Source organism: Rhizobium sp. 16-488-2b (genome assembly GCF_017741815.1).
Taxonomy (GTDB): domain Bacteria; phylum Pseudomonadota; class Alphaproteobacteria; order Rhizobiales; family Rhizobiaceae; genus Rhizobium.
This window is the reverse complement of the sequence record NZ_JAGHMF010000014.1, coordinates 111,070-133,166: the sequence shown is the minus strand read 5'-3', so window position 1 is coordinate 133,166 and position 22,097 is coordinate 111,070. Positions and strand designations below refer to the sequence as shown.

The following is a 22,097-nucleotide window of genomic DNA, read 5'->3' as shown; positions in this document are numbered from 1 at the left end:
GACCAGAAAAGATGTTCTGCTTTCATTCCCGGTCCACGGGATGTTGTGTGTTGTGGGGGTGCGAGTGGTGTGCGGGTTGCGCCAAGTGTCCATTCACGTCGAGCAAAGCGAGGGCTTGGCAGATCCTCGGGACGAGCCCGAGGATGACGGTTGAGGATGGGGGTCGCGTCTGTAACCTATTGAGGTAGAAGAGCTTTCCTCTCTCTCGGCGTCATCCTCGGCCTTGTGCCGAGGATCTAAGCACGTTTCCGCAAGTTCAACGGCGCGGATGAGCTTCAACGCTTCAAAGGATAATGGCCCGGTGCAGCGCCAAGTGTCCATTCACGTCGAGCAAAGCGAGGGCTTGGCAGATCCTCGGGACGAGCCCGAGGATGACGGCTGAGAATGAGGGGCGCGTCTGTAACCTATTGAGGTCGAAGCGCTTTCCTCTCGCTCGGCGTCATCCTCGGCCTTGTGCCGAGGATCTAAGCACGTCTCCGCGAGTTCAACGGTGCGGATGAACCTCAAGCGTCCAACACGCAACCGCGCGGTGACCCGCTCACCCCTTGATGAAGGCCAGCACATCCGCGTTGAAGCGTTCCGGCTCGACCTGGGCGAGGCCGTGGCTGGAGCCTTCGTAGACCTTGAGCACGGCGCCCTTGACGATCTTCGAGGACTTAAGGGCCGCTGCCACGATGGGGACGATCTGGTCGTCGTCGCCGTGGATGAAGAGGGTCGGCTTGTCGATCTTGCGGAGGTCGTCGGTGTAGTCGACCTCGGAGAATTCGTGGATGCAATCGTATTCGCCCTTGATGCCGCCGGCCATGCCCATCAGCCAGAAGGTCTCGCGCAGGCCTTCGTTGACCTTGGCGCCGTCGCGGTTGAAGCCGTAGAAGGGCATGGAGAGGTCGCGGAAGAATTGCGAGCGGTCGAGCGCGGTGCCCTTGCGGATGCCGTCGAAGACGTCGAGCGGCAGGCCTTCGGGGTTGGCGTCGGTTTTCAGCATCAACGGCGGAACGGCGCCGACCAGCACCACCTTGGCGACGCGCTTGGTGCCGTGGCGGCCGAGATAGTGGGCGACTTCGCCGCCGCCGGTGGAGTGGCCGATCATGATCAGGTTCTTGAGATCGAGCTTCTCGATCAGCTCGGCGAGATCGTCGGCGTACTGGTCCATGTTGTTGCCGTCCCAGGTCTGGGAGGATTTGCCGTGGCTGCGGCGATCATGGGCGATGACGCGGTAGCCGTTCTGGCCGAAATAGAGCATCTGCGCTTCCCAGGCGTCGCCCGAAAGCGGCCAGCCATGCGAGAAGAGGATCGGCTGGCCGGTGCCCCAATCCTTGTAGAAAATCTTCGTTCCGTCCTTGGTGGTGATCTTCGGCATGCTCGTCATCCTCTTTGCGTTCGCTGTTGAATGAATGGAGCGGCGGGCGCGCTTGCGGCCCATTGCGCGACGGCAGAGAACATCGGAATGATCAGAAACGAAAGCACTATTTGCCAGGCCGGCCGACATTTGCTCGCGTCGGTGCGCGCTTTTGCGAGGACGGCAACGTCAGGGCGAGATGACCGACATCAGCCGGTCACCAACAGTTGACATTACAATGCTGTAATGGGCGGCCAATTTGCTTGCCGCTGACCTGCAATCGGACAATAATTCCTGCGTTGCGCGGCGATTTGCCACGTATGCGCCTCTTTCGATCGACCCTGGACAACCTCGAGTCCCTCTGGAGACGTGAATGTCATTTTGGAAGCAGTTTGCGATCTGTCTCATCGTTATCGCCGCCGGCGTTACCGGATGGGCTGTCTTTGTGCCTGGTGCGCGCGATACGCTGCGCAATGCCGGCGTTCCCGAAGCTCTTGTTGGCAAGGCGATCGATCCTGACAAAGCAAGCGCGGCGCCGCCTACAGCAGGTGGCGAGCAGGCAAGCAATCGTCGTTCCGGCGGTAATGGTGGCAATGGTGGCGGTGGCCGCAACGGCGCGGTGCTTGTCGTCACGCAGGCCGTGGTTCCCGGTGTCGTCAATGATCGGCTGGGTGCGATCGGCACGGGGGATGCGATCCGCTCGGTGGTGGTGACGCCGCAGGCGAGCGGTCTCATCCGCGAAATCCTCGTCAAGTCCGGCGACCGGGTCAAGCAGGGGCAGATCATCGCCAAGCTCGACAGCGAAGAGCAGGTGATCGTCAAGGGGCAGGCCGAAGTCGCGCTGAAATCGGCGGTCGAGAAGTCCAGCCTCTACAACAATATCAAGTCCAGCGTGTCGCGCATGGACGTGTTCGATCAGGAGATCGCCGAGCAGAACGCGCGGCTGCAATTGCAGGCGGCGCAGCTGAGCCTCGATCGCCGCAACATCCTGGCGCCGATCGACGGCATCGTTGGCATCATGCCCGTGAATATCGGCGACAACGTCTCGACGACGACGCCGATCGTGACGCTCGACGATCGCACGGAAATCCTCGTCGACTACTGGGTGCCGGAGCGTTTCGCCAATACGGTCAAGGTCGGCCAGGCGGTCGAGGCGACGTCGGTGGCGCGGCCGGGGCAGGTGTTTTCGGGCGCGGTCGAGGCGATCGACAACCGCGTCGATCCCGCCAGCCGTACGCTCCGGATGCGGGCGCGGCTCAACAATGCAGCCGACGAGCTGAGGGCAGGGATGTCGTTCAGCGTCGGCATGCGGTTCGATGGCGACCAGTATCCGGCGGTCGATCCGCAGTCGGTGCAGTGGGATTCGCAAGGCTCCTTCGTCTGGCGCGTGGCCGAGCAGAAGTCGCACAAGGTGCGCGTCAGCATCGTCCAGCGCAATCCCGACTATGTGCTGGTCAAGGGCAACCTCGATAATGGCGACCTGATCGTCACGCAGGGCCTGCAGCGTGTGCGCGAGGGCGGGCCGGTGCGCTCCGAAGGGGGCGAACTTGCCGCCAAGGAGCCTGTCACCTGATGAGCGACAGCGGCCCCCACAACAATACGCCATCGGGCAAGCAGACGTTCACGGCGCTCTTCGTGCGCCGGCCGATCCTGGCCTTGGTGTTCAACACGCTGATGATCGTTGCGGGTCTCGCCGCCTATGTCGGCATCGAGGTGCGCGAGCTGCCTGATGTCGACCGGCCGGTCGTGACCGTGCGCACCACCTTCGACGGCGCGTCGCCGCAGACGATCGACCAGGAGGTGACCAAGATCATCGAGGGCGCGTCGGCGCGCGTCAGCGGGTTGAAGTCGATCTCGTCGAGCTCGCAGTTCGGCCAGAGCCGGGTGACGCTGGAGTTTTCCGATACGGTGGATCTGGCGGTCGCCGCCAACGACGTGCGCGACGCGATCGGGCGGATCACCGACCGGCTGCCTGACGACGCCGACGCGCCGCAGATCGTCAAGGCGGATTCGGATTCGCAGCCGATCATGCGTCTTGCCGTCACCTCCACCAAGCTCAACATGGACGACCTGACGCTGCTCGTCGACAATGAGGTGATCGACCGGCTGGCCTCCGTCGACGGCGTTGCCGATGTCGAGAGCTATGGCGACCAGGAGAAGGTGTTTCGGGTCGATGTCGATCAGTCGGAGCTCGCGAGCCGTGGGCTGACGATCGGCGATCTCACCAATGCGCTGTCGAACGCGGCACTCGACGTGCCGGCCGGCTCGCTCAAGAGCCCGACGCAGAACATCGTCGTGCGCGCTACCGCCAGCCTGCAGAAGCCCGAGGATTTCGCCAACGTCATGTTGCTCGACCGCGTGCGGCTGGGGGATGTGGCGACCGTGACGCTTGGACCGCGCGATGGGCAGACGGCGCTGCGCTCGAACGGGGTGCCGGGCATCGGTCTCGGCGTCATCCGCCAGGCGCAATCCAATACGCTGAATATTTCCAACGGCATCAAGGCCGCGGTCGAGCAGCTGTCGAAGACGCTGCCAGAGGGTACCAGGATCGCGATTACCAGCGATGACGCGGTGTTCATCCAGGGCGCCATCCACGAGGTGGTGCTGGCGCTGGTGCTGGCCGCCGTCATCGTCACCGCCGTCATCTATCTCTTCCTGCGCGACTGGCGGGCGACGATCATTCCGGCGGTGAGCATGCCGGTGGCGCTGATCGGCACGCTGGCGGCGATCTACATGGTCGGTTTCTCGATCAATATCCTGACGCTGCTGGCGATCGTGTTGGCGACCGGTCTGGTGGTCGACGACGCCATCGTGGTGCTCGAGAATATCGTGCGCAGGCGCGCGCAGGGCATGGGGCCGCGCGCGGCTGCCGTGCTTGGCACGCGCGAGGTATTCTTCGCGGTCATTGCGACGACGGCGACGCTGGCAGCCGTGTTCATTCCGCTGTCGTTCCTGCCGGGGCAGGTGGGCGGCCTGTTTCGCGAGTTCGGCTTCGTGCTTGCATTCTCCGTCGGCCTGTCGTCGCTGGTGGCGCTAACGCTTTGCCCGATGATGGCGTCGCGGATGCTGACCCGGGAGATGAAAGAGGATCATGGGATGCTCGGCCGCTTCGGCGACCGGTTTTCCAGCGCCTACGAGTGGTGCCTGCAGCGCTGCCTGAATGCGCCCTTCGTCGTCATCGTGTTCTCGGTGATCTTCGCGGGTGCCGCCGTCGTGGCCTTTACCGGCGTGAAGAGCGAGCTGACGCCCAACGAGGACCGGGCGATGGTGATGATGCGGCTGACGACGCCGCAGGGATCGAGCCTCGAATATACGCGCGACAAGCTGCAGCTGGTCGAGGAATATCTGCAGCCGCTGGTCGACAGCGGCGATATCCGCAATGTCTTTTCCGTCTCCGGGCAGAATGGGCAGGCCAATAGCGGCTTCATGGTGCTGACGCTGGCGCCATGGGGCGAGCGCGAGCGCACGCAGAACGAGATCGTTGCGGATATCAATCGCGCGGCTTTGAAGGTTCCGGCGCTGCGCGGCAATGCCATCCAGTCCAACAGCCTGCGTATTCGCGGCGCCGGCAACGGGTTGCAGATGGCGCTGATCGGCAGCGATTATGATGCGCTCACGCAATCGGCGCTGAAGCTGGTACAGGCGCTGGACGCGACCGGCCGCTACGACACGCCGCGCCTCGCCAACGAGCCGACGCAGGCGCAGGTGTCGATCTCGATCGATCGCGAGCGGGCATCCGATCTCGGCATCAACATCACCGGCCTGTCGACCGCCATCCAATCGCTGCTGGAAGGGCGCTCTGTTGTCGACGTGTTCGTCAAGGGCGATGCCTATCCAGTGCTTTTGACCTCGAACACGCGGCCGCTCGACGATCCGACCGATCTTGAGAACGTGTTCCTGAAAACCGGCGACGGCAAGATCGTGCCGATGTCGGTCATCGCCTCGCTGCAAGAGGGCGCCGTGGCGCCGCAGCTCAATCGTGAGCAGCAGCTGGCGTCTGTGGCGATCACCGCTGGCCTCAAGGATGGCGTGTCGCTTGGCGATGCGGTGAAAGAGGCCGTGACGCTGGCCGGGCCTCTGCTTCCCTCGGGTGCGCGGCTGATGCCGCTTGCGGAAGCGGCGACGCTGGAAGAAAACGCCAACGGCATGGCTCTCACCTTCGGCTTTGCCATCATCATCATCTTCCTGGTGCTGGCGGCGCAGTTCGAGAGCATGTTCTCATCCGTGATCATCATGTCGACGGTGCCGCTTGGGCTTGCCTGCGCGGTCTTCGCGCTCGTGATCACAGGTTCCAGCCTCAACATCTACAGCCAGATCGGCCTGGTGCTGCTTGTCGGCGTCATGGCCAAGAACGGCATCCTGATCGTCGAGTTCGCCAACCAGTTGCGCGATGAGGGCCAGGACGTCAGGGCGTCGATCGAAAAGGCCTGCGCGCTGCGTCTGCGTCCCGTGATGATGACGATGATCGCCACCATCCTTGGTGGCGTGCCGCTGGTCTTCGCGCATGGCGCGGGTGCCGAAGCGCGCGTGGCGCTCGGGTGGGTGATCGTCGGCGGGCTGGGCTTCGCGACGCTGGTGACGCTGTTCATCACGCCCGTCGCCTATCTGCTGATCGCCCGCTTCGCCAAGCCGCATGCGCATGAAGAGGCACGGTTGCATCAGGAAATGGAAAATGCCGAGCGGCCGAAGATCGTTGCCGCGCGGGATCAGCTCGAAGCTGCGGAGTGATAATCGCCGCCCTGTAATCTTGCCTTCGGGCAGGTTGCGGGCGGCGTTTTTTCATAGTTTCCGAATGGTTGCATAACAGGCTAAATTAATTGCGACTTTTAGCTGTTTTTTAAGCATGAGCCGTAATCATTGGCATCGATACCGATGGTCTCCCAGCGTTTCGGGAGGCTGCACGGCGCCGCTGTTTTGGCGCCCCCGGACATGAGTGTTCGCGGCACCGGTTCATTTGTACCTGTTGCGTATTGTTGTGTTCGGAGTTCTGTATCCGTGAGTATTTATCGGCGCACTTCGGTGGATGCCGCGCTTTATGTATTGCGCGACATCGGGAATAAACTGACGACGACCCAGAGGCAGGTCTCCACCGGCCTCCGGGTCGAACGCGCCTCGGATAATGGCGCCTATTGGGCGATCAGCTCGACCTTGAAAAGCGACCAGAAGGCCCAATCGGCAGTGCGCGATGCGCTGGGATTGGCCGCTGCGACGATGGATACGGCCTATACCGCCGTCGGCGAATCGACCGATCTCGTCAGCCAGATCAAGGCCAAGCTCGTCGCCGCCACCGAGGACGGTGTCGACAAGGACAAGATCAATCTCGACATCACCCATCTGAAAGATCAGCTTCGTTCCGTTTCCGCGGCGGCGAGCTTCAACAACGACAATTGGGTGGCGATCGATGATGGCGACGATCCGGCCAAGCCGCGCGAGATTCCGGCGTCGTTCACGCGCCATCCCGATGGAAGCGTCGAAATCGGAACGCTGAGCTACGAGGTCGATATCGCGCCGGTGGGATCGACGACATCCAAGGACGCGCGCTACCTGATCGACGATCGGACCACGGGATCAGGTGAATACGGGGCGTTGACCTCGCAGTATTTCGCGACGGAACTGGGGGCCTCGAAGAACTATGTGATGCTCGCTAGCGCGGGGAATACGGCGGGGCAGGTCGAGATCGGCATATCCTCGACCACGACCACCGCGGAGGTCAAGGAGATGGTCTCGGTCGTCGACAAGATGCTCGGCCAGATGACGACGATCGGCTCGTCCTTCGGCGCGCTGGAAAAGCGCATCAGCCTGCAGAGCGACTTCGCGCAGAACTTGGGCGATGCCTTCGCGCGCGGGATGAGCAAGCTGATCGATGCCGACATGGAGGAGCAATCGAGCCGGCTTGCGGCGCTGCAGACGCAGGAGCAACTGGGCCTGCAATCGCTCAACATCGCAAACGCCACCTACGATACGGTGCGGCAGCTGTTCCAGAACTTCTGACGCGTCATCGTTTGTATCGGCCGCTATTGGCGGCCGGCGTCGCCGACGCCGGTGACTTTTTCGGGAGTTCCGGCTCTAAGGCTGTGCAATCCATCGATTTTCCAGTATTCAGGGCGCGCGCTTCATCTTCTTGCCGCATTCCTTAATACTGCTCGCATCACCATCGAATTGGAGATACGCCTGTCCATGATCAAGAAATTCATCCTTCTCGCCGTTGCCGCGACCTACCTCAGCGCCTGCACGACGACGGATCCGTATACGGGCCAACAGAAGATGTCGAACACATCGGGCGGCGCGCTGCTCGGCGCCGGCGTCGGCGCATTGGCGGGTCTCGCTGTTGGCGGTTCGCCGGTAGGTCGACGTAACGCGGCGCTCATCGGCGCCGGTGTCGGCGCTCTCGCCGGCGGTGCGATCGGCAACTACATGGACCAGCAGGAATCGGAACTGCGCGCGCAGCTCCAGGGCACCGGCATCTCCGTTACCCGCAACGGCGACAACATCATCCTGAACATGCCGTCGAACATCACCTTCGACGTCGACCAGGATGCCGTGAAGCCGGGCTTCTACCCGACGCTGAACTCGGTGGCGATCGTGCTGCGCAAGTTCAACCGCACGCTGATCGACGTCAACGGCCACACCGATTCGACCGGCAGCCTGCAGCATAACCAGGAACTGTCGCAGCGCCGCGCCGAGTCCGTTGCCGGCTATCTCGGCGGCCAGGGTATCGACCAGCGCCGCATGTCGGCCGTCGGCTTCGGCCCGTCGCAGCCGGTGGCTTCCAACGCCTCGGAAGCCGGACGCGCACAGAACCGCCGCGTCGAAATCCAGATCGCGCCGATCACCCAGAGCTGATCGGGCTCGCTTGAGAGTTAAGACGGCCGGGCTCGATGCCCGGCCGTTTTGCGTTAGAGTAGTTTGAATTACGCAATTCCGGACGGAAAACCGCTTCACACTTTTCCTGGCATTGCTTCAAGGGTGCATGACAGCGCCCTTGGTGATCTTGTCGACGATCTTCTTGTCGGCGCGGATCGCGATGCCGACCACCCTGGCGTCATCGGGCGCGTATTCGGCGAAGACGGCGCGGTTGGCGGCGTCGTGGCCGGTCGCGAACATCTCCTCGATGAAGAGCGAGGCGGTGATGCCGCGCTCCAGCGTGCGGCGGTGGATGGTGGACATGGTCTCCTTGGGCGCTGCCAGAACGATGATCGGCTGGATCGAGAGCGGGTTGTACAGATTGCCCGATCGGTCCTTGTAGGCGTCGCCGATGATCTCGGGGTTCTGGCCGGTGATCCCGCTCATCAGGAAGGCGGTGACATTCAGCGTCTGCCAGGATGGAAGATTGTTTCGCAGCACGATCGCAATTTTGGTATCAAACATTCCAGTCTCTTTTCATGCGGGTTTCGACGTCGGTTGGATGAGGATCTAAGCCATCACGCCCTTGAGGGTCTTGAACGTTTGTGCACGGAGCCGGGCACTGACGGGCGCTCCATTGCGTCCGGTGCGATTGCTCCGGGAATTGTAACCGCGCCGGCCTTTCCTGGCATCGAGCGCATCGAGGCGCAGTTCGCGGGAAACGCCTTCGAGCCGCATCGTCACGATACCTATGCGCTCGGGGTGACGATCAAGGGCGTGCAGACCTTTTCCTATCGTGGCGAGCGGCGTTTCAGCCTGCCGGGGCAGGTGATCGTTCTGCATCCCGACGAGGAGCATGATGGCGGGGCGGGGACGGATCACGGGCTGCAATACCGCATGCTCTATCTGGAACCCTCGCTGCTCTTCCATTGTCTGGAAGCGGCGCGCATCGGCTTGCCCTTCGTCGATCAGCCAGTCTTCGACGATCCCCTGCTTGCCGGCACGTTTCTGGGGGCGCTGAGTGAACTGGACCGGGAGTTGGATGAACTCTTCGTCGACGACTTCGTGTCACGCGTGGCGGGTGGCCTGGCGCGGCATGCGGGTACTCCGCGTCGGCCGCTTGGCAGCATTGCCTGGCAACGGGCGAGACTGGCGCGGGATTATCTCGAGGCGCATGCGACAAGGCCGGTGACGTCGGCCGAACTGGAGGCCGTGACGGGGCTCGACCGGTTTCAGTTGGCGCGGCATTTCCGGGCCGCATTCGCGACCAGCCCGCATCGCTATCTCCTCATGCGGCGCCTGCAGCAGGCGCGTGCGATGATCGGGGCCGGGGAGGCGCTGGCGGAGGCAGCGTTCGCCACCGGTTTTGCCGACCAGAGCCACTTCAATCGGCATTTCAAGAAGGCGTATGGCATGACGCCAGGCCAATGGGCGGGGCTGAGGCGAGATTTCTCTTAGGCCGGATTTTCCGCGAGACCGGAGCGCCGCGCGATGAAGCGGGCAAGCATCGGGCCGGTGAACAGGATGATCAGGAAGCGGCCGGTCTGCATGGCCATCACGAAGGGGACATCGACGTCACTGGAGGCCGCGATGATGGCGACGGAATCGGCGCCACCCGGGCTGGTGGCGAGATAGGCGGTCAGCGGATCGACACCGGCGAAGACGTGCAGCGCGTAGGCCATGCAGCCGCATAGCGACATCAGAAGCAGGATCGAGGCGGCGACGCGCGGCAGGGCGCGGGCGGCATGAGCGATGATTCCGCGGGTAAAGCGCAGCCCGATGCTCCAGCCGATCAAGGCATAGCTGATCGCCAGCAGCCACATGGGGAGCTCGATCTTCAACAGGCCGAAGCCCTGCAGCAGCGAGCCGACAACGAGCGGCACGATGATGGTGCCGCCGGGAATGCGGAAACGGACAGCACAAAAGGCCGAGACGATCGTCAGTGCGACGGTTGCGGCAAGGGCCGGCCAGTCGATCGGCGGAAACAGGACGAGCGGCGGCGGCTCGCCGCCATCGGCGGCCACCCACAGGCGGGCGACGACGGAGGCTGCGACGGCCACGAAGACGACGCGCAGATATTGCATGAAGGCGACGAGGCGCGCGTCGGCGCCATAGGCTTCCGACATGATGACCATGGCCGATGCCGCACCCGGCGACGAGCCCCAGACCGCCGTCGTGCCTGGGAGCACCTGCCAGCGGGTTAAGAGCCAGCCGAGCAAGCCGGCGGCGGCGATGACGGCGAAGATCATGGAAAGGAAGAGCGGCGCGTCGGTCGCCATCGTCTGCAGGATATCGACGGTGATCGCGCGGGCCATCATGAAGCCCACCAGCGCCTGGCCGAACAGCAGCGGCCAGCGCGGGACGCGCAGCGATCCCTGGCCGATAGAGACCGCGAGCACGATCGCGGCGACCATCGGGCCGATCAGCAGCGAGGCAGGCAGGCCGAGCATTTCCAGGCCAACGACAAGAATGGTGGAGAGGGCGAGCAGCAAAACCCAGCGCGGCAGGCTGGCGGTTCGGAACTGGCGGCTGGCGTCTTTCAACGGCTTATCCGATGCATGTCTTGCCAATGCTGATGACGGGTCGATGCGACGTCTTGGGGGGAGCGGCAGAGGCTTTGCTGGAAAATCGGCGGGCGCCGATGGCGTGCCGTGGATATAGGCGCGGGCGGGGCCGGGGGTCAATTGCGAATTCTTGGGCCTTTACATGCTGACGTTTGCGGCGAGGAAATCGAGCAGGGCGCGGACCCGCGCCGGCAGCGGGCCGCCCTGGCCGATATAAACGGCGTGGAATTCCTCGGTGTCGTGAGGATTGAGGTCTTCGAGGAGCGGGATCAGGCGGCCGGCCTTGATATCGGCGCGGACGGTGAAACGGGCGAGGCGGCCGAGGCCGGCACCCGACAAGGCCATGTGCCGCATCGCCTCGCCATCGGCGACCTGGAGGCCCGGTGTGAGAGGTAGCCGGATGACGTCGCCGCCATCGCGCATGGGCCATCCCTCGACGCTGCGGGCGTAGGAGAGGCCGATGCGACGGTGGTGTTCGAGATCGGACACGGTGGCCGGCGTGCCGTGTGTTTGGAGGTAGCCGGGTGAGGCGACGATGACCATGTCCGTCGCGCCGAGCTTGCGGGCGATCAGCGTCGAGCTCTTCAGCGGTCCGGCGCGGATGGCGACGTCGGCGCGGTCGTCGAGCAGGTCGACGACCCTGTCGGTGTGAGAGATATCGAGCGTGATCCGGGGGTGCAGCGCAAGGAATCCCGGGACGAGCGGTGCCAGGATGTGATTGCCGAAGGAGGCGCTGGTGTTGATGCGGACCGGGCCGGCGGCCAGTTCTCCCGACAATGCGGAACGCTCGGCCTCGGTGATATCGGCGAGAATGGTGACGCTGCGCTCATAGAAGGCGCAGCCTTCGGGCGTCAGTTGCAGCTTGCGGGTGGAGCGGTTGACGAGGCGGGCGCCGAGCCGGGCTTCGAGCCGCGCGACGAGCTTGCTGACGGCCGATGGCGTCATGCGGCAGGCGTGGGCGGCGGCGGTGAAGCCGCCCAGTTCGACGGCGCGGACGAAGACTTCCATCTCTCCGGAGCGGTTGATGTCTGGTCTGCTCATGATGACTTCAATTCATGAATTGTGTTCTTTAAGGCGGTCTATTTCATCGTGTGTGGAGTGTCTATCTCTAGTGAAACAACAGGAGACTGGCCATGGAATACAGACAGCTTGGTGCATCCGGCCTTCGGGTGCCGGTTTTGAGTTTCGGCGCGGGCACATTCGGTGGATCGGGGCCGCTGTTCGGTGCCTGGGGCAATACGACGGGCGCCGAGGCGTCGCGGATGGTGGATATCGCGATCGAGGCAGGAGTGACGCTGTTCGATACTGCCGACGTCTATTCGGCGGGCGCGTCGGAAGAGGTGCTTGGCCATGCGATCAGGGGCAGGCGCGACCAGGTGTTGATCTCGACGAAGACCGCGCTTCCTGTTGGAGACGGGCCCGGCGATTGGGGGACGTCGCGCGCAAGATTGCTGCGGGCGACGGATGCGGCGTTGAAGCGGCTTGGCACCGACTACATCGACCTGTTGCAGTTGCATGCCTTCGACGCATCGACGCCGATCGAGGAGGTGCTCTCGACGCTGGAGCAGCTGATTAACGCCGGGAAGATCCGCTATATCGGCGTTTCCAACTTCTCCGGATGGCAGCTGATGAAATCGCTCGGCGTGTCCGCTCAGCATGGCTATTCGCGCTATGTGGCGCATCAGGTCTACTACTCGCTGGCCGGCCGCGACTATGAGTGGGAGCTGATGCCGCTCGCCGCCGACCAGGGTGTCGGCGCGCTGGTGTGGAGCCCGCTTGCCTGGGGGCGGCTGACCGGGAAGATCAGGCGCGGGCAGCCTCTTCCAGAGGGAAGCCGGCTGCACCAGACGGCGGAATACGGGCCTCCCGTCGATGACGAGAAGCTCTACGATATCGTCGATGCGCTCGACATCGTGGCCGAAGAGACCGGCAAGACGGTGCCGCAGATCGCGCTCAACTGGCTGATTGGCCGCCCGACGGTGTCGAGCGTGATCATCGGGGCGCGCAACGAGGAGCAGCTGCGGCAGAACCTCGGTGCTGTCGGCTGGTCGCTGTCGAAAGAGCAGGTCGAGCGGCTCGACAAGGCGAGTGCCGTCAGCGCGCCCTATCCTTATTTTCCGTATCAGCGGCAGGAGGGTTTCGCGCGATTGAACCCGCCGCTCGTCTGAGGTCGCTGATGGCCGTACCGCTGCGGCTATTCTGCTACTAGACAGCCGCCATCTCTTGTCTCATACCCAACGTGCCCTCGGGCAACGACGGTAAGGAGATCAAAGAGATGGCGCTCAAAGACGCAAAGGCCGGCACACGCAACGAGGCGGGTATCGCCAGCGTTCTCGGCATCCTGAAACAGAGCTTCGGCGAGCGCTTCCAGACCGGCCAGTCGTTTCGCGAGCAGCATGCACATACGACCACCTACATTCCCTCGCAGCTGCCGGACGGTGTCCTCTTCGCCGAGAGCGCCGATGATGTGAAGGCTGTCGTCAAGGTCTGCGCCGAGCACAAGGTGCCCGTCATCGGCTTTGGTACCGGTTCGTCGCTGGAGGGGCAGGTCAATGCGCCCAACGGCGGCATTTCGATCGATTTCAGCCGGATGAACCGCGTGCTTGAGGTCAACATGGAAGACCTCGACTGCACCGTCGAGCCGGGCGTTACCCGCGAGGACCTCAATACCTATCTGCGCGACACCGGCCTGTTTTTCCCGATCGATCCGGGCGCCAACGCCTCGATCGGCGGCATGACGGCGACGCGGGCCTCAGGCACCAACGCCGTGCGCTACGGCACGATGAAGGACAATGTGCTTTCGGTCACTGCCGTTACCGCCAATGGCGAGGAAATCCGCACGGCGCGGCGCGCCCGCAAATCCTCGGCCGGCTATGACCTGACGCGCCTCTTCGTCGGCTCCGAGGGTACGCTTGGCATCCTGACGTCGGTGACGCTGCGCCTGCAGGGCATTCCGCAGAAGATCGGCGGCGGCGTCTGTGCGTTTCCGACGGTGCGTGCCGCTTGCGACGCGGTGATCATGACGATCCAGATGGGCGTGCCGGTCGCGCGCATCGAGCTTCTCGACGCCCTGCAGATCCGCGCCTGCAACGCCTATTCGAAACTGAATTACGACGAGAAGCCGACGCTGTTCGTCGAGTTTCACGGCACCGACGAAACCGTCGCGCTGCAATCGGCGCAGTTCGGCGAGATCGCAGCGGAATGCGGGGGCGGCGAGTTCGCCTGGACCGTCAACGCCGAAGAGCGCAGCAAGCTCTGGAAAGCCCGCCACGATGCCTATTGGGCTTCGCGCGCGCTGGCGCCGGAGATGGCGGCGCTTTCGACCGACGTCTGCGTGCCGATCTCGCGCCTGGCCGATTGCATCGGCGAGACGCAGGCCGATATCGAGGAGCACGGTCTTCTCGCGATGATCGTCGGCCATGCCGGCGACGGGAACTTTCACGTGCTGCTCTTGTTCGACGACAAGACGGAGGAGGGGATCGCCGTTGCCGAGGGCTTCGTGTCGCGGCTCAACAAGCGGGCGCTTGCGATGGACGGCACCTGCACTGGCGAACACGGTATCGGCCAGGGCAAGATGGCGTTTCTCGAAGAAGAGCTTGGGGGCGCGGTCGATCTGATGCGCCAGGTCAAGCATGCGCTCGACCCGGATAACATCTTCAATCCGGGCAAGATTTTCCATTCTGCCTGAAAATCAACACTCTGTTTTGATCTTGGCTTGCTTGCGGCATGAATGCCGATAGGGATTGAGAACAGCGTAGCGAATCGGAGCGCCGCCGGGAAAGCGTGGGCGTAACAAGGAATTGCGCGGTTTGTTGCCTGAAAGCGGCTTCACACGCTTCGGGTTGATGATCTAGGGTCAAAACTCGATCGGGTTTCCTGATCGAGTTTGGCCTTGTGTCCGCGGTGTAGCCCGAATGGAGAATGATTGACTTGGTAGGCCGGTTTCTCGTCGTACTGGGTGGTGTGGTTGTCGTGGCGCTGTTCGTGGCGCTGTTCGCGCCTATGTTCATCGATTGGACCGGCTTCCGTCAGAATTTCGAGGATCAGGCCAGCCGTATCATCGGCAAGAAGGTCGTGGTCCACGGCGCGGTCGATGCGCGCCTTTTGCCGTTTCCCTCGGTGACGATGCACGACGTGCGCGTCGGCCAGGAGCAGGACGGCTCGCCAATCGTGCAGGTCGAGCAGTTTTCCATGGATGCGGAACTGGCGCCGTTCCTCTCGGGCGAGGCGCTGATCTTCGACATGCGCGTGGTCAACCCCAAGGTCAAGCTGCGGCTCTTGAAGGATGGTACGCTCGACTGGACGCGCGGCAGCCAGCCGGAAATTCCCGCCAAGACGGTGGTTCTTGAGAACGTGCATGTCAGCGGCGGCGACGTTCAGTTCATCGACGACCAATCGGGCCGCACGCGTCTCGTGACCGGGATCAACGCCGAGATGTCGGCGAAATCGCTGGCCGGGCCGTGGCGGATCGAGGGTGATGCGGCGCTCGACGGCGAGCACGGCAATTTCCTCATCTCCAGCAACCAGCTGGACGAGAACGGCGTTCTCAGAATGCGCACCCGGCTGCAGCCGGACAAGCATCCTGTGTCGGTCGATCTCGATGGCGAGCTGAAGCTTGTCGATCGCAAGCCCAATTACCAGGGCACGATGTCGGCGCAGATCGAGCGCACGGGCACCAACCAGGCCAAGGGCACCGACAAGAGCCAGCCGCCGCGGCTGAAGGGCAAGTTCGAGCTTACCAACGAGAGCATTCGCATTCCCGAATACCGGCTCGAGATCGGCGCGGTGGAAGACCCCTATGTGGTGACCGGCGAGGCGACGCTCGACACCGGCGTGAAGCCGCAGTTCCTGCTCACCGCCGATGGCCAGCAGATCGACGTCAATCGCATTGGCAACCAGGGCTCTGGCGGCAAGACCTCGCGCGATCCGAGCCTGTCGGCCAAGCAGCGGTTGAATGCGCTGATCCAGATCGTCTCGCAGATCCCGGTGCCGCAGGTGCCCGGCAAGGCGAGTGTCAGGCTGCCGGCGATCGTGGCCGGTGATACCACCATTCGCGACGTGCAGCTCGACCTGGAGCCGGCCGGCAGCGGCTGGACAATCGACCACGCCTTCGGCACGCTGCCGGGGCGCACGCTGGTCGAGGGCAACGGTCAGCTGACGCTGCAGGGCCAGCCATCCTTCAAGGGCGCGATCACCGTTGCCTCCAAGCAGCCGACCGGGCTTGCCTCGTGGCTGTCGGGTGATGTCGATCCGGCGATACGGTCGCTGCAGCAGGCCGGTTTTTCGGCGAATGTGAACCTCACGCATGAGCGGCAGACGTTCGACGATCTCGAGATCGCGGTCGGTCCGGCGACGCTGAAGGGCAGGCTCGACCGCCAGGCGGTGCCGAACCAGGCGCCGACGCTCGATGTCGCGCTATCAGGCGATGCGTTGGATCTCGATGCGCTCCGAGCGCTGACGGGTCTGTTTACCGGGCAGGATGCAGGCAATAACGTCCTCGACCACAAGATCAAGGCGCAGCTCAAGGCCGACAAGTTCACGGCCTTTGGTGTCGAAGCGGGCGATGTCGAGACGAGCTTCACGATCGCCGACGGCGCGCTCGGCGTGGACAAGCTTTCGGTGAAGAACCTGGCGGGCGCCGAGTTCACGGCGACCGGCCGCGCCGAGGGATCGCTGCTCGACTACAAGGGCTCGGGCGAAATCACCTTCAAGGCGGCCGACCCCGGTCCGTTCTTCACCATGCTGAAGCAGAAACTGCCGCAGCACCCCGTCATGGATCGGCTGGTGCGCAACGCGGCCTGGTACACGAACACGGCGCTGCGCGGTGCCGTCACGCTCGGCGGCGATCAGGGCGATGGGCTCTCGGTGACGCTTGCCGGTGTCGCCAATGGCAGCCGCGTGAACCTCGATTACCGCATGTCCGACCTTCTGGCGCTGACCGGCAAGGGAACGACGAGCCTTGAGGCGACGCTCGAGAACAACGTGACGTCGGTGCTGTTCGGCCAGGCGGGGCTCGATCCGTTGCCTGTCGATGCGGATGCCAACGGCCGCATGACGCTGAAGGTGCAGGCGGAGGGGACCGATCCCGCCGACGCCAACTTGACATTTGCGACGGACCGCACCTCGTTTACCGCCGCCGGCAAGGTCGATATCCGGCCACAGAGCTTCATGAACGGGCAGCTGGCGCTGTCGCTGGAGAGCGCCGACCTCGACCCTTATCTGGTCATGAACGGCATCGGCGTGCCGCAGATGGGGACAGGCCTGCCGTTCAAGCTGACGACGACGGCGGCGATCGATGGCGACAAGGTCGCCTTCGGCAACATTGCCGGCCATGCGGCGGACAACGAATTCACCGGCGCCATGACGCTGGATCGCAAGGCCGAGCGGACGACGGCCTCGGGCGAACTCGCCCTGACGAAGGCCGATGCCACTTGGCTTGGCGAAGCCGTCTACGGGCCGATGACGGATCCGGCGAACGGCAATCTGCTCGCGGCGCCGCTTGGCATTCCCGTGTTCAAGGACATGGATGTCAACCTGAAGCTTAACGCCAAGCAGTTCTGGCTCGGGTGGTCGAACCCGATCACCGACTTCACCTCCAACGTCGCCTACAAGGGTGACGAGCTGCAGCTCAACGACATGAAGGGCAACTGGGACGGCGGCACTGTTGATGCCAATGTGAAGTTTACCAATGCCGATGGAACCGGCTTCCTGCAGACCAAGCTTGCGCTTGCCGATGCCGATCTCGGCGGCGTCGTCTGGCAGCGGGATGGCGGTTCGCCTGTGGCCAGCGGCAAGTTCGGGCTGGCGTTGTCGATGGAAGCATCGGGCAAGTCGATGAAGGATATCGCGAGCTCGCTCAACGGCTCCGGCGAGATGAAGCTGGGCGATACCAGCGTGCGCGGTCTCAATCTCGGCATGCTGGCGCCGCTTCTTTCGGCGACCGACCCGATGCAGGACCAGCTGAATGCCGGCAAGGTGCATCCGATCGTCGAGACGCTGCTCAACAACGGCGAGGCGAAGCTGCCGGCGACGGCGGTGCCGTTCAACGTCACGGACGGGGTGCTGAGGGTTCAGAACGTGACTGTCGCCACCGATCAGGCGACGCTGACGGGCAATGCGCAGATCGACCTGCCGCAGGAGCGGATCAACGCGTCGCTCGACATCAATCTCAACCCGATGGGCGAGGCACTGACCGGCGCGGATCCTTCGATCCGGCTCGATTTCTCCGGCGTTCTCGGATCGCCGGGCCGGGTGATGGATGTCACCGATATCACCGGCTACCTCTCTCTGCGCGCCTTCGAGCGCGAGCGCCGGCGGGTCGAGAAGCTGCAATCGAACGTTCTCGAACAGCAGCGACTGCGCCGCGAGGTGTCGCTCGCCAAGTTCAACGATCAGGAGCGCGAGAAGGCCGCCGCCATCGAGGCGCAGCGCAAGGCGGAAGAGGAGCGGCTGAGGCTGCTTGCGACCCAGCAGGCCGAGCGCGACCAGGCGGCAGCTGCCGCCAAGGCCGAAGCTGAGGCCAAGGCGCAGGCGGAAGCAGCCGCGAAGGCCAAGGCGGAAGCGGATGCCAAGGCTGCGGCCGAGGCTGCGCGCCGCGCGCAGGAGCAACTGATCACGCCGCCGCAGAACTCGCTGAACTTCAACACGGTGCCGGGTTTGCCGGGCGTGCAGGTTCCGCAATAGCGTTCTGCGCGGCCGGTGTCGGCTGTTCGTCAGGTTTCAGCGCTTGCTGGCGTGGGCGACGATATCGTTGACGAAGGCGGCCTTGGCGGCGGTGTAGCCGTCACCGTCATATTCGAAGTCCTCGGCCAACTTGAGCTTCAGCGCCTGATAGTCGGCAGCTGCTTGCGGGTGGGTTCTCAGATAATCGCGGAATAGTATGCGCCGGTGGTGCGTGTCGTGGCCTTCGGGGCATAGATAGACCCGCTGCTTGGGCGTGGTGATGCGTTTCATGAAGGCGAAGATATCGGCGTCGTAGCGATTGCCGCGTGGCTCGTAGCCGATGGCTTCCATCAGCGGGCAGGCGTCGATGACGTCGGCTGCGTTCGGCAGTATCACATCGATATCGATCAGCGGCTTAGCGGCGATGCCCGGGATGGAGGTGCTGCCGATGTGATGGATATCGAGCACGTGATCGCCCAGCAGGGTTTTTAGGGCGGCGGCGATTTCGCGGAAGTGCGCCGGCCATGCCGCGTCATAGGGGACGATCTCAACGCGCTCCGGCATCCGTCGCTTCCCCGTTGTCGGGCTGGTTATCCTGTGGCGACGGAGCGACGCCCGTCGATTTCAGCCAGGCGAGCACATGCAGGCGCAGCGCCGAGGAAAGGTTGCTGTCGGCATCCCTGTTATCGTCGATCTCGGAGATCAGGCCAGCGAGCGGGATGGCGCGGGCGGCGGCGATGGCGGTGAGTTCGGTCCAGAATTCGTCTTCCAGCGACAGGCTGGTGCGGTGGCCGTGCAGCGTGATCGAGTGCTTGCGGATCATTGCGCTGATTGTTCGGAAAATGAGTCCGCAAACGCACGCAAACGTTTGATCGCAGACTCTTTTTCGCGGTCGCGCGCGGTCATTCGGCGTCGTCGTTCTTTTCGATGCGGCCCTGGTCGTGCGCGCGTTCGGCCTTGTCGTTCAACGCCTTGGTGAGCTGCTTTTCCTGTTTGGTGCGGCCGAAGGAAATGCGGTTCTGCTCGGCCTGCTTCTCCTTGTCGGAGCGGGCCTGCTTCTTCTTGAACTGGCGGAGATTGACGATTTCGGCGCTCACGGGACACCTAAAATATGAAAACAGGCGATATGAAAAAGGGAAGCGATTGCTTCCCTTTGGTCCTTACTGCTTCTTGCGGAAGGCGTCGAGAGAGACGACCGATCCGGCTTTCTTCTCGTCGCCGTCGGCGGGCTTTGCCGCCGCGTCTTCGGTCTTTTCCGCCTTTTCGGGGGCGACCGGGTAGGCGGTGATCTCGGCTTCCGGCAGTTCGTCGCTATCGGCGAGCGGCACGTCGAACTCGAGTTCGAAATTGACCGACGGATCGTAGAAGCCGCGGATGGCGTTGAAGGGGATGAAGAGCTTTTCCGGAACGTCGGAGAAGGAGAGGCCGATCTCGAAGCTCGATTCGGTGACCTTCATTTCCCAGAACTGGTGCTGGATTACGATGGTCATCTGCTCGGGATACTTGGACTTCAGGGCCTGCGAGATGCGAACGCCTGGAGCGCCGGTCAGAAAGGTGATGAAAAAGTGATGCTCGCCCGGCAGGCGGCCGGTTGCAGCGACTTCCGACAATACCTTGCGGATGACGCCGCGAAGCGCGTCCTGTGCCAGAATGTCGTACCGGATATGATCCTGCCCCATGCTTTCCCTGTCTTTCTTTCGTCCGTACGTCTGTTCCAAGCCTATATGCCATGCTCAAGCGGCTTGGAAAAGCCCGCAGCCGAGTCATGCTTTCGCAAATCATACATGATTTGAGCTTGGGGGAGAAGGTGAAGGCTTCTGTTGCCAGGTGCCTTCGGACCCCGCCTTAAGGTGCGAACCTTCAGGACTTAATTTGAAGTGTCACACCGCGATTAAGCAGCGAGACGAGCTTCCGCATAGTTGTCGTTTGCAACTACAATTTTAGCCCGATAACGGCGGTACAATGCCGAGCAAAAAGACGATCTTTACACCCTTGTCGATCCTGTTTCGCCCCCATCAAAAGCCGGCCATCTCTTTGTAAGGCCGCCGGTTTTTGGTGGAGGCGCCGGGTACCGCCCCCGGGTCCAATAGGCTTATTACACCGCTCGTTTATCGCCATAGCCAATCCGAAGACTGGCAAGCGTGATATAGTGTTTTCCTGAGCGCATGGGAAGAGCCATCGTCACAAAAGCATCGTGGTCTTTCAAGGAATCACCGGGAAAAACACGGGGGCGTGATTGGTTTTGCCGGTCGATGGGCTTAAATATGGAAAAAATGGAATCGGCGGCGGGCGATGAAGCAATATCTCGATCTCTTGAACCACGTGATGGAAACCGGAACCGACCGCGGCGACCGGACCGGAACCGGCACGCGTTCGGTGTTCGGCTACCAGATGCGCTTCGATCTGCAGGAGGGATTTCCGGTCCTCACGACGAAGAAGCTGCACCTGCGCTCGATCATCCATGAGTTGCTGTGGTTCCTGAAGGGCGACACCAATATCGCCTATCTCAAGGAGCATGGTGTCTCGATCTGGGACGAGTGGGCCGACGAGAAGGGCGATCTCGGCCCTGTTTACGGCGCGCAGTGGCGTTCATGGCCGGCGCCCGATGGCGAGCATATCGACCAGATCGCCAATCTGGTGTCCGGCCTGATCAAGAACCCGAATTCGCGCCGCCACATCGTCTCGGCCTGGAATCCCGCCGAAGTCGACAACATGGCGCTGCCGCCGTGCCACTGCCTGTTCCAGTTCTATGTCGCCGACGGCAAGCTGTCGTGCCAGCTCTACCAGCGTTCGGCGGACGTGTTTTTGGGCGTGCCCTTCAATATTGCTTCGTATGCGCTGCTGACGATGATGATCGCGCAGGTGACCGGGCTGAAGCTTGGCGACTTCGTGCATACGCTCGGCGACACGCACATCTATCATAACCATTTCGAGCAGGCGAAACTGCAGCTGACGCGCAAGCCGAAGCCGATGCCCTTCATGCGCATCAATCCCGAGGTTAAGGACATTTTCGGCTTCAAGTTCGAGGATTTCGAGCTGGTCGGTTACGAGGCCGATGCCAGCATCAAGGCGCCGATCGCGGTCTGATTGAGGGGGTTCATGTCCGATTTCCGCAAGACGATCGTGGTTGCCGCTGCGCGCAACGGCATCATCGGCCGTGACGGCGACATGCCGTGGCGGCTTTCGACCGATCTGAAACGGTTCAAGGCGCTGACGCTGAGAAAGCCCGTGATCATGGGGCGCAAGACCTATGATTCGATCGGCCGCCCGCTGCCGGGACGGCCGAACGTGGTGATCTCGCGCTCGACGGTTATCGACCATCCTGATGTCAGAACCGTCGGCTCGCTCGACGAGGCGGTGACGGTGGCCGAGAGGCTGGCGGTGGAAACCGGCGCGGACGAGGTCTGCATTATCGGCGGCGGGCAGATCTACGGCCAGGCGATCGATATCGCCGATCGTCTGTGCGTGACGCATGTGGAAACGGATGTGGATGGCGATACGTCTTTTCCCACGATCGATCCCGCCATCTGGCGTGCCGGCGAAACCCTCGACGTGCCAGCGGGCGAGAAGGACAGCTACGCCACCCGCTACGTCGTTTATGACAGGCGCTGAGCGGCGAAAAGAAACTATTTTCCAATAAACATTGCCAAGTTCCTCATGCTGCGTTGAAAGCCGATGCAGCGATACCT

Annotated in this window: 18 protein-coding genes and 1 other RNA gene; 10 read left to right on the top strand and 9 right to left on the bottom strand. The window is 62.9% G+C overall.

Annotated features, from left to right (window positions below):
• Positions 1–538: 538 nt before the first annotated feature.
• Positions 539–1,360, bottom strand: coding sequence for an alpha/beta fold hydrolase (locus J5286_RS13890; RefSeq protein ID WP_209190834.1), 822 nt, complete (start codon positions 1,358–1,360; stop codon positions 539–541).
• Positions 1,361–1,712: 352 nt separating this feature from the next.
• Here J5286_RS13890 and J5286_RS13885 point away from each other — a divergent pair, with 352 nt between their 5' ends.
• From J5286_RS13885 to J5286_RS13870, 4 genes are all read left to right on the top strand, one after another.
• On the top strand, positions 1,713–2,912 hold the full coding sequence (locus tag J5286_RS13885) for an efflux RND transporter periplasmic adaptor subunit (protein WP_209190833.1): 1,200 nt from the start codon (positions 1,713–1,715) through the stop codon (positions 2,910–2,912).
• Complete coding sequence (locus J5286_RS13880) at positions 2,912–6,067, top strand: efflux RND transporter permease subunit (RefSeq protein WP_209190832.1); 3,156 nt, start codon at positions 2,912–2,914, stop codon at positions 6,065–6,067. The genes J5286_RS13885 and J5286_RS13880 overlap by 1 nt, the downstream gene beginning before the upstream one ends.
• A 267-nt stretch (positions 6,068–6,334) precedes the next feature.
• Positions 6,335–7,330, top strand: a complete 996-nt coding sequence (locus J5286_RS13875; RefSeq protein ID WP_209190831.1) for a flagellin N-terminal helical domain-containing protein — start codon at positions 6,335–6,337, stop codon at positions 7,328–7,330.
• A gap of 186 nt (positions 7,331–7,516) precedes the next feature.
• A complete protein-coding gene (locus J5286_RS13870; protein ID WP_113200701.1) occupies positions 7,517–8,182 on the top strand; it encodes a YiaD family glycine zipper/OmpA-like lipoprotein in 666 nt (221 codons plus the stop codon).
• 117 nt (positions 8,183–8,299) lie between these two features.
• Here the strand turns inward: J5286_RS13870 and J5286_RS13865 are convergent, their stop codons facing one another.
• Positions 8,300–8,707, bottom strand: a complete 408-nt coding sequence (locus J5286_RS13865; RefSeq protein WP_209190830.1) for a DUF2000 family protein — start codon at positions 8,705–8,707, stop codon at positions 8,300–8,302.
• A gap of 33 nt (positions 8,708–8,740) precedes the next feature.
• On the opposite strand from J5286_RS13865, the gene J5286_RS13860 reads away from it, so the two are divergent.
• The gene (locus J5286_RS13860) at positions 8,741–9,640 is read left to right on the top strand and encodes an AraC family transcriptional regulator (protein WP_209190829.1); all 900 of its coding nucleotides are present in this window, start codon (positions 8,741–8,743) and stop codon (positions 9,638–9,640) included.
• Here J5286_RS13860 and J5286_RS13855 read toward each other — a convergent pair.
• Both J5286_RS13855 and J5286_RS13850 read right to left on the bottom strand, forming a co-directional pair.
• The gene (locus J5286_RS13855) at positions 9,637–10,725 is read right to left on the bottom strand and encodes an AbrB family protein (protein ID WP_209190828.1); all 1,089 of its coding nucleotides are present in this window, start codon (positions 10,723–10,725) and stop codon (positions 9,637–9,639) included. The genes J5286_RS13860 and J5286_RS13855 overlap by 4 nt on opposite strands.
• Before the next feature lie 159 nt (positions 10,726–10,884).
• Positions 10,885–11,787 carry a LysR family transcriptional regulator gene (locus J5286_RS13850; RefSeq protein WP_209190827.1) on the bottom strand — a complete coding sequence of 301 codons (903 nt, stop codon included), beginning with the start codon at positions 11,785–11,787 and terminating at the stop codon, positions 10,885–10,887.
• A 92-nt stretch (positions 11,788–11,879) separates the two neighbouring features.
• Here J5286_RS13850 and J5286_RS13845 point away from each other — a divergent pair, with 92 nt between their 5' ends.
• The 3 genes from J5286_RS13845 to J5286_RS13835 all read left to right on the top strand — a co-directional run bounded on the left by J5286_RS13845 (position 11,880) and on the right by J5286_RS13835 (position 18,429).
• Entirely contained in the window at positions 11,880–12,914 is a 1,035-nt protein-coding gene (locus tag J5286_RS13845; RefSeq protein WP_209190826.1) for an aldo/keto reductase, read from the top strand.
• Between the two features lie 107 nt (positions 12,915–13,021).
• The gene (locus tag J5286_RS13840; protein ID WP_209190825.1) at positions 13,022–14,434 is read left to right on the top strand and encodes an FAD-binding oxidoreductase; all 1,413 of its coding nucleotides are present in this window, start codon (positions 13,022–13,024) and stop codon (positions 14,432–14,434) included.
• A 242-nt stretch (positions 14,435–14,676) separates the two neighbouring features.
• Positions 14,677–18,429, top strand: a complete 3,753-nt coding sequence (locus tag J5286_RS13835; protein WP_209190847.1) for an AsmA family protein — start codon at positions 14,677–14,679, stop codon at positions 18,427–18,429.
• A gap of 36 nt (positions 18,430–18,465) precedes the next feature.
• On the opposite strand, the gene J5286_RS13830 is transcribed toward J5286_RS13835, so the two are convergent.
• From J5286_RS13830 to ssrA, 5 genes are all read right to left on the bottom strand, one after another.
• A complete protein-coding gene (locus J5286_RS13830; protein ID WP_209190824.1) occupies positions 18,466–18,972 on the bottom strand; it encodes a GrpB family protein in 507 nt (168 codons plus the stop codon).
• Positions 18,956–19,231, bottom strand: a complete 276-nt coding sequence (locus J5286_RS13825; protein WP_209190823.1) for a ribbon-helix-helix domain-containing protein — start codon at positions 19,229–19,231, stop codon at positions 18,956–18,958. The genes J5286_RS13830 and J5286_RS13825 overlap by 17 nt, the downstream gene beginning before the upstream one ends.
• A gap of 79 nt (positions 19,232–19,310) precedes the next feature.
• Positions 19,311–19,505 (bottom strand): DUF4169 family protein, encoded by a 195-nt coding sequence (locus tag J5286_RS13820; protein WP_209190822.1) that lies wholly within the window; start codon positions 19,503–19,505, stop codon positions 19,311–19,313.
• 63 nt (positions 19,506–19,568) lie between these two features.
• Positions 19,569–20,087: an SspB family protein gene (locus tag J5286_RS13815; protein ID WP_018900294.1), complete on the bottom strand. Its 519-nt coding sequence runs from the start codon at positions 20,085–20,087 to the stop codon at positions 19,569–19,571.
• 127 nt (positions 20,088–20,214) lie between these two features.
• Positions 20,215–20,584, bottom strand: a transfer-messenger RNA (tmRNA) gene (gene ssrA / locus J5286_RS13810).
• Positions 20,585–20,700: 116 nt separating this feature from the next.
• Here ssrA and J5286_RS13805 point away from each other — a divergent pair.
• Positions 20,701–21,495, top strand: coding sequence for a thymidylate synthase (locus tag J5286_RS13805; protein ID WP_209190821.1), 795 nt, complete (start codon positions 20,701–20,703; stop codon positions 21,493–21,495).
• Between the two features lie 12 nt (positions 21,496–21,507).
• Positions 21,508–22,020 (top strand): dihydrofolate reductase, encoded by a 513-nt coding sequence (locus J5286_RS13800; protein ID WP_209190820.1) that lies wholly within the window; start codon positions 21,508–21,510, stop codon positions 22,018–22,020.
• The last annotated feature ends 77 nt before the right edge of the window (positions 22,021–22,097 follow it).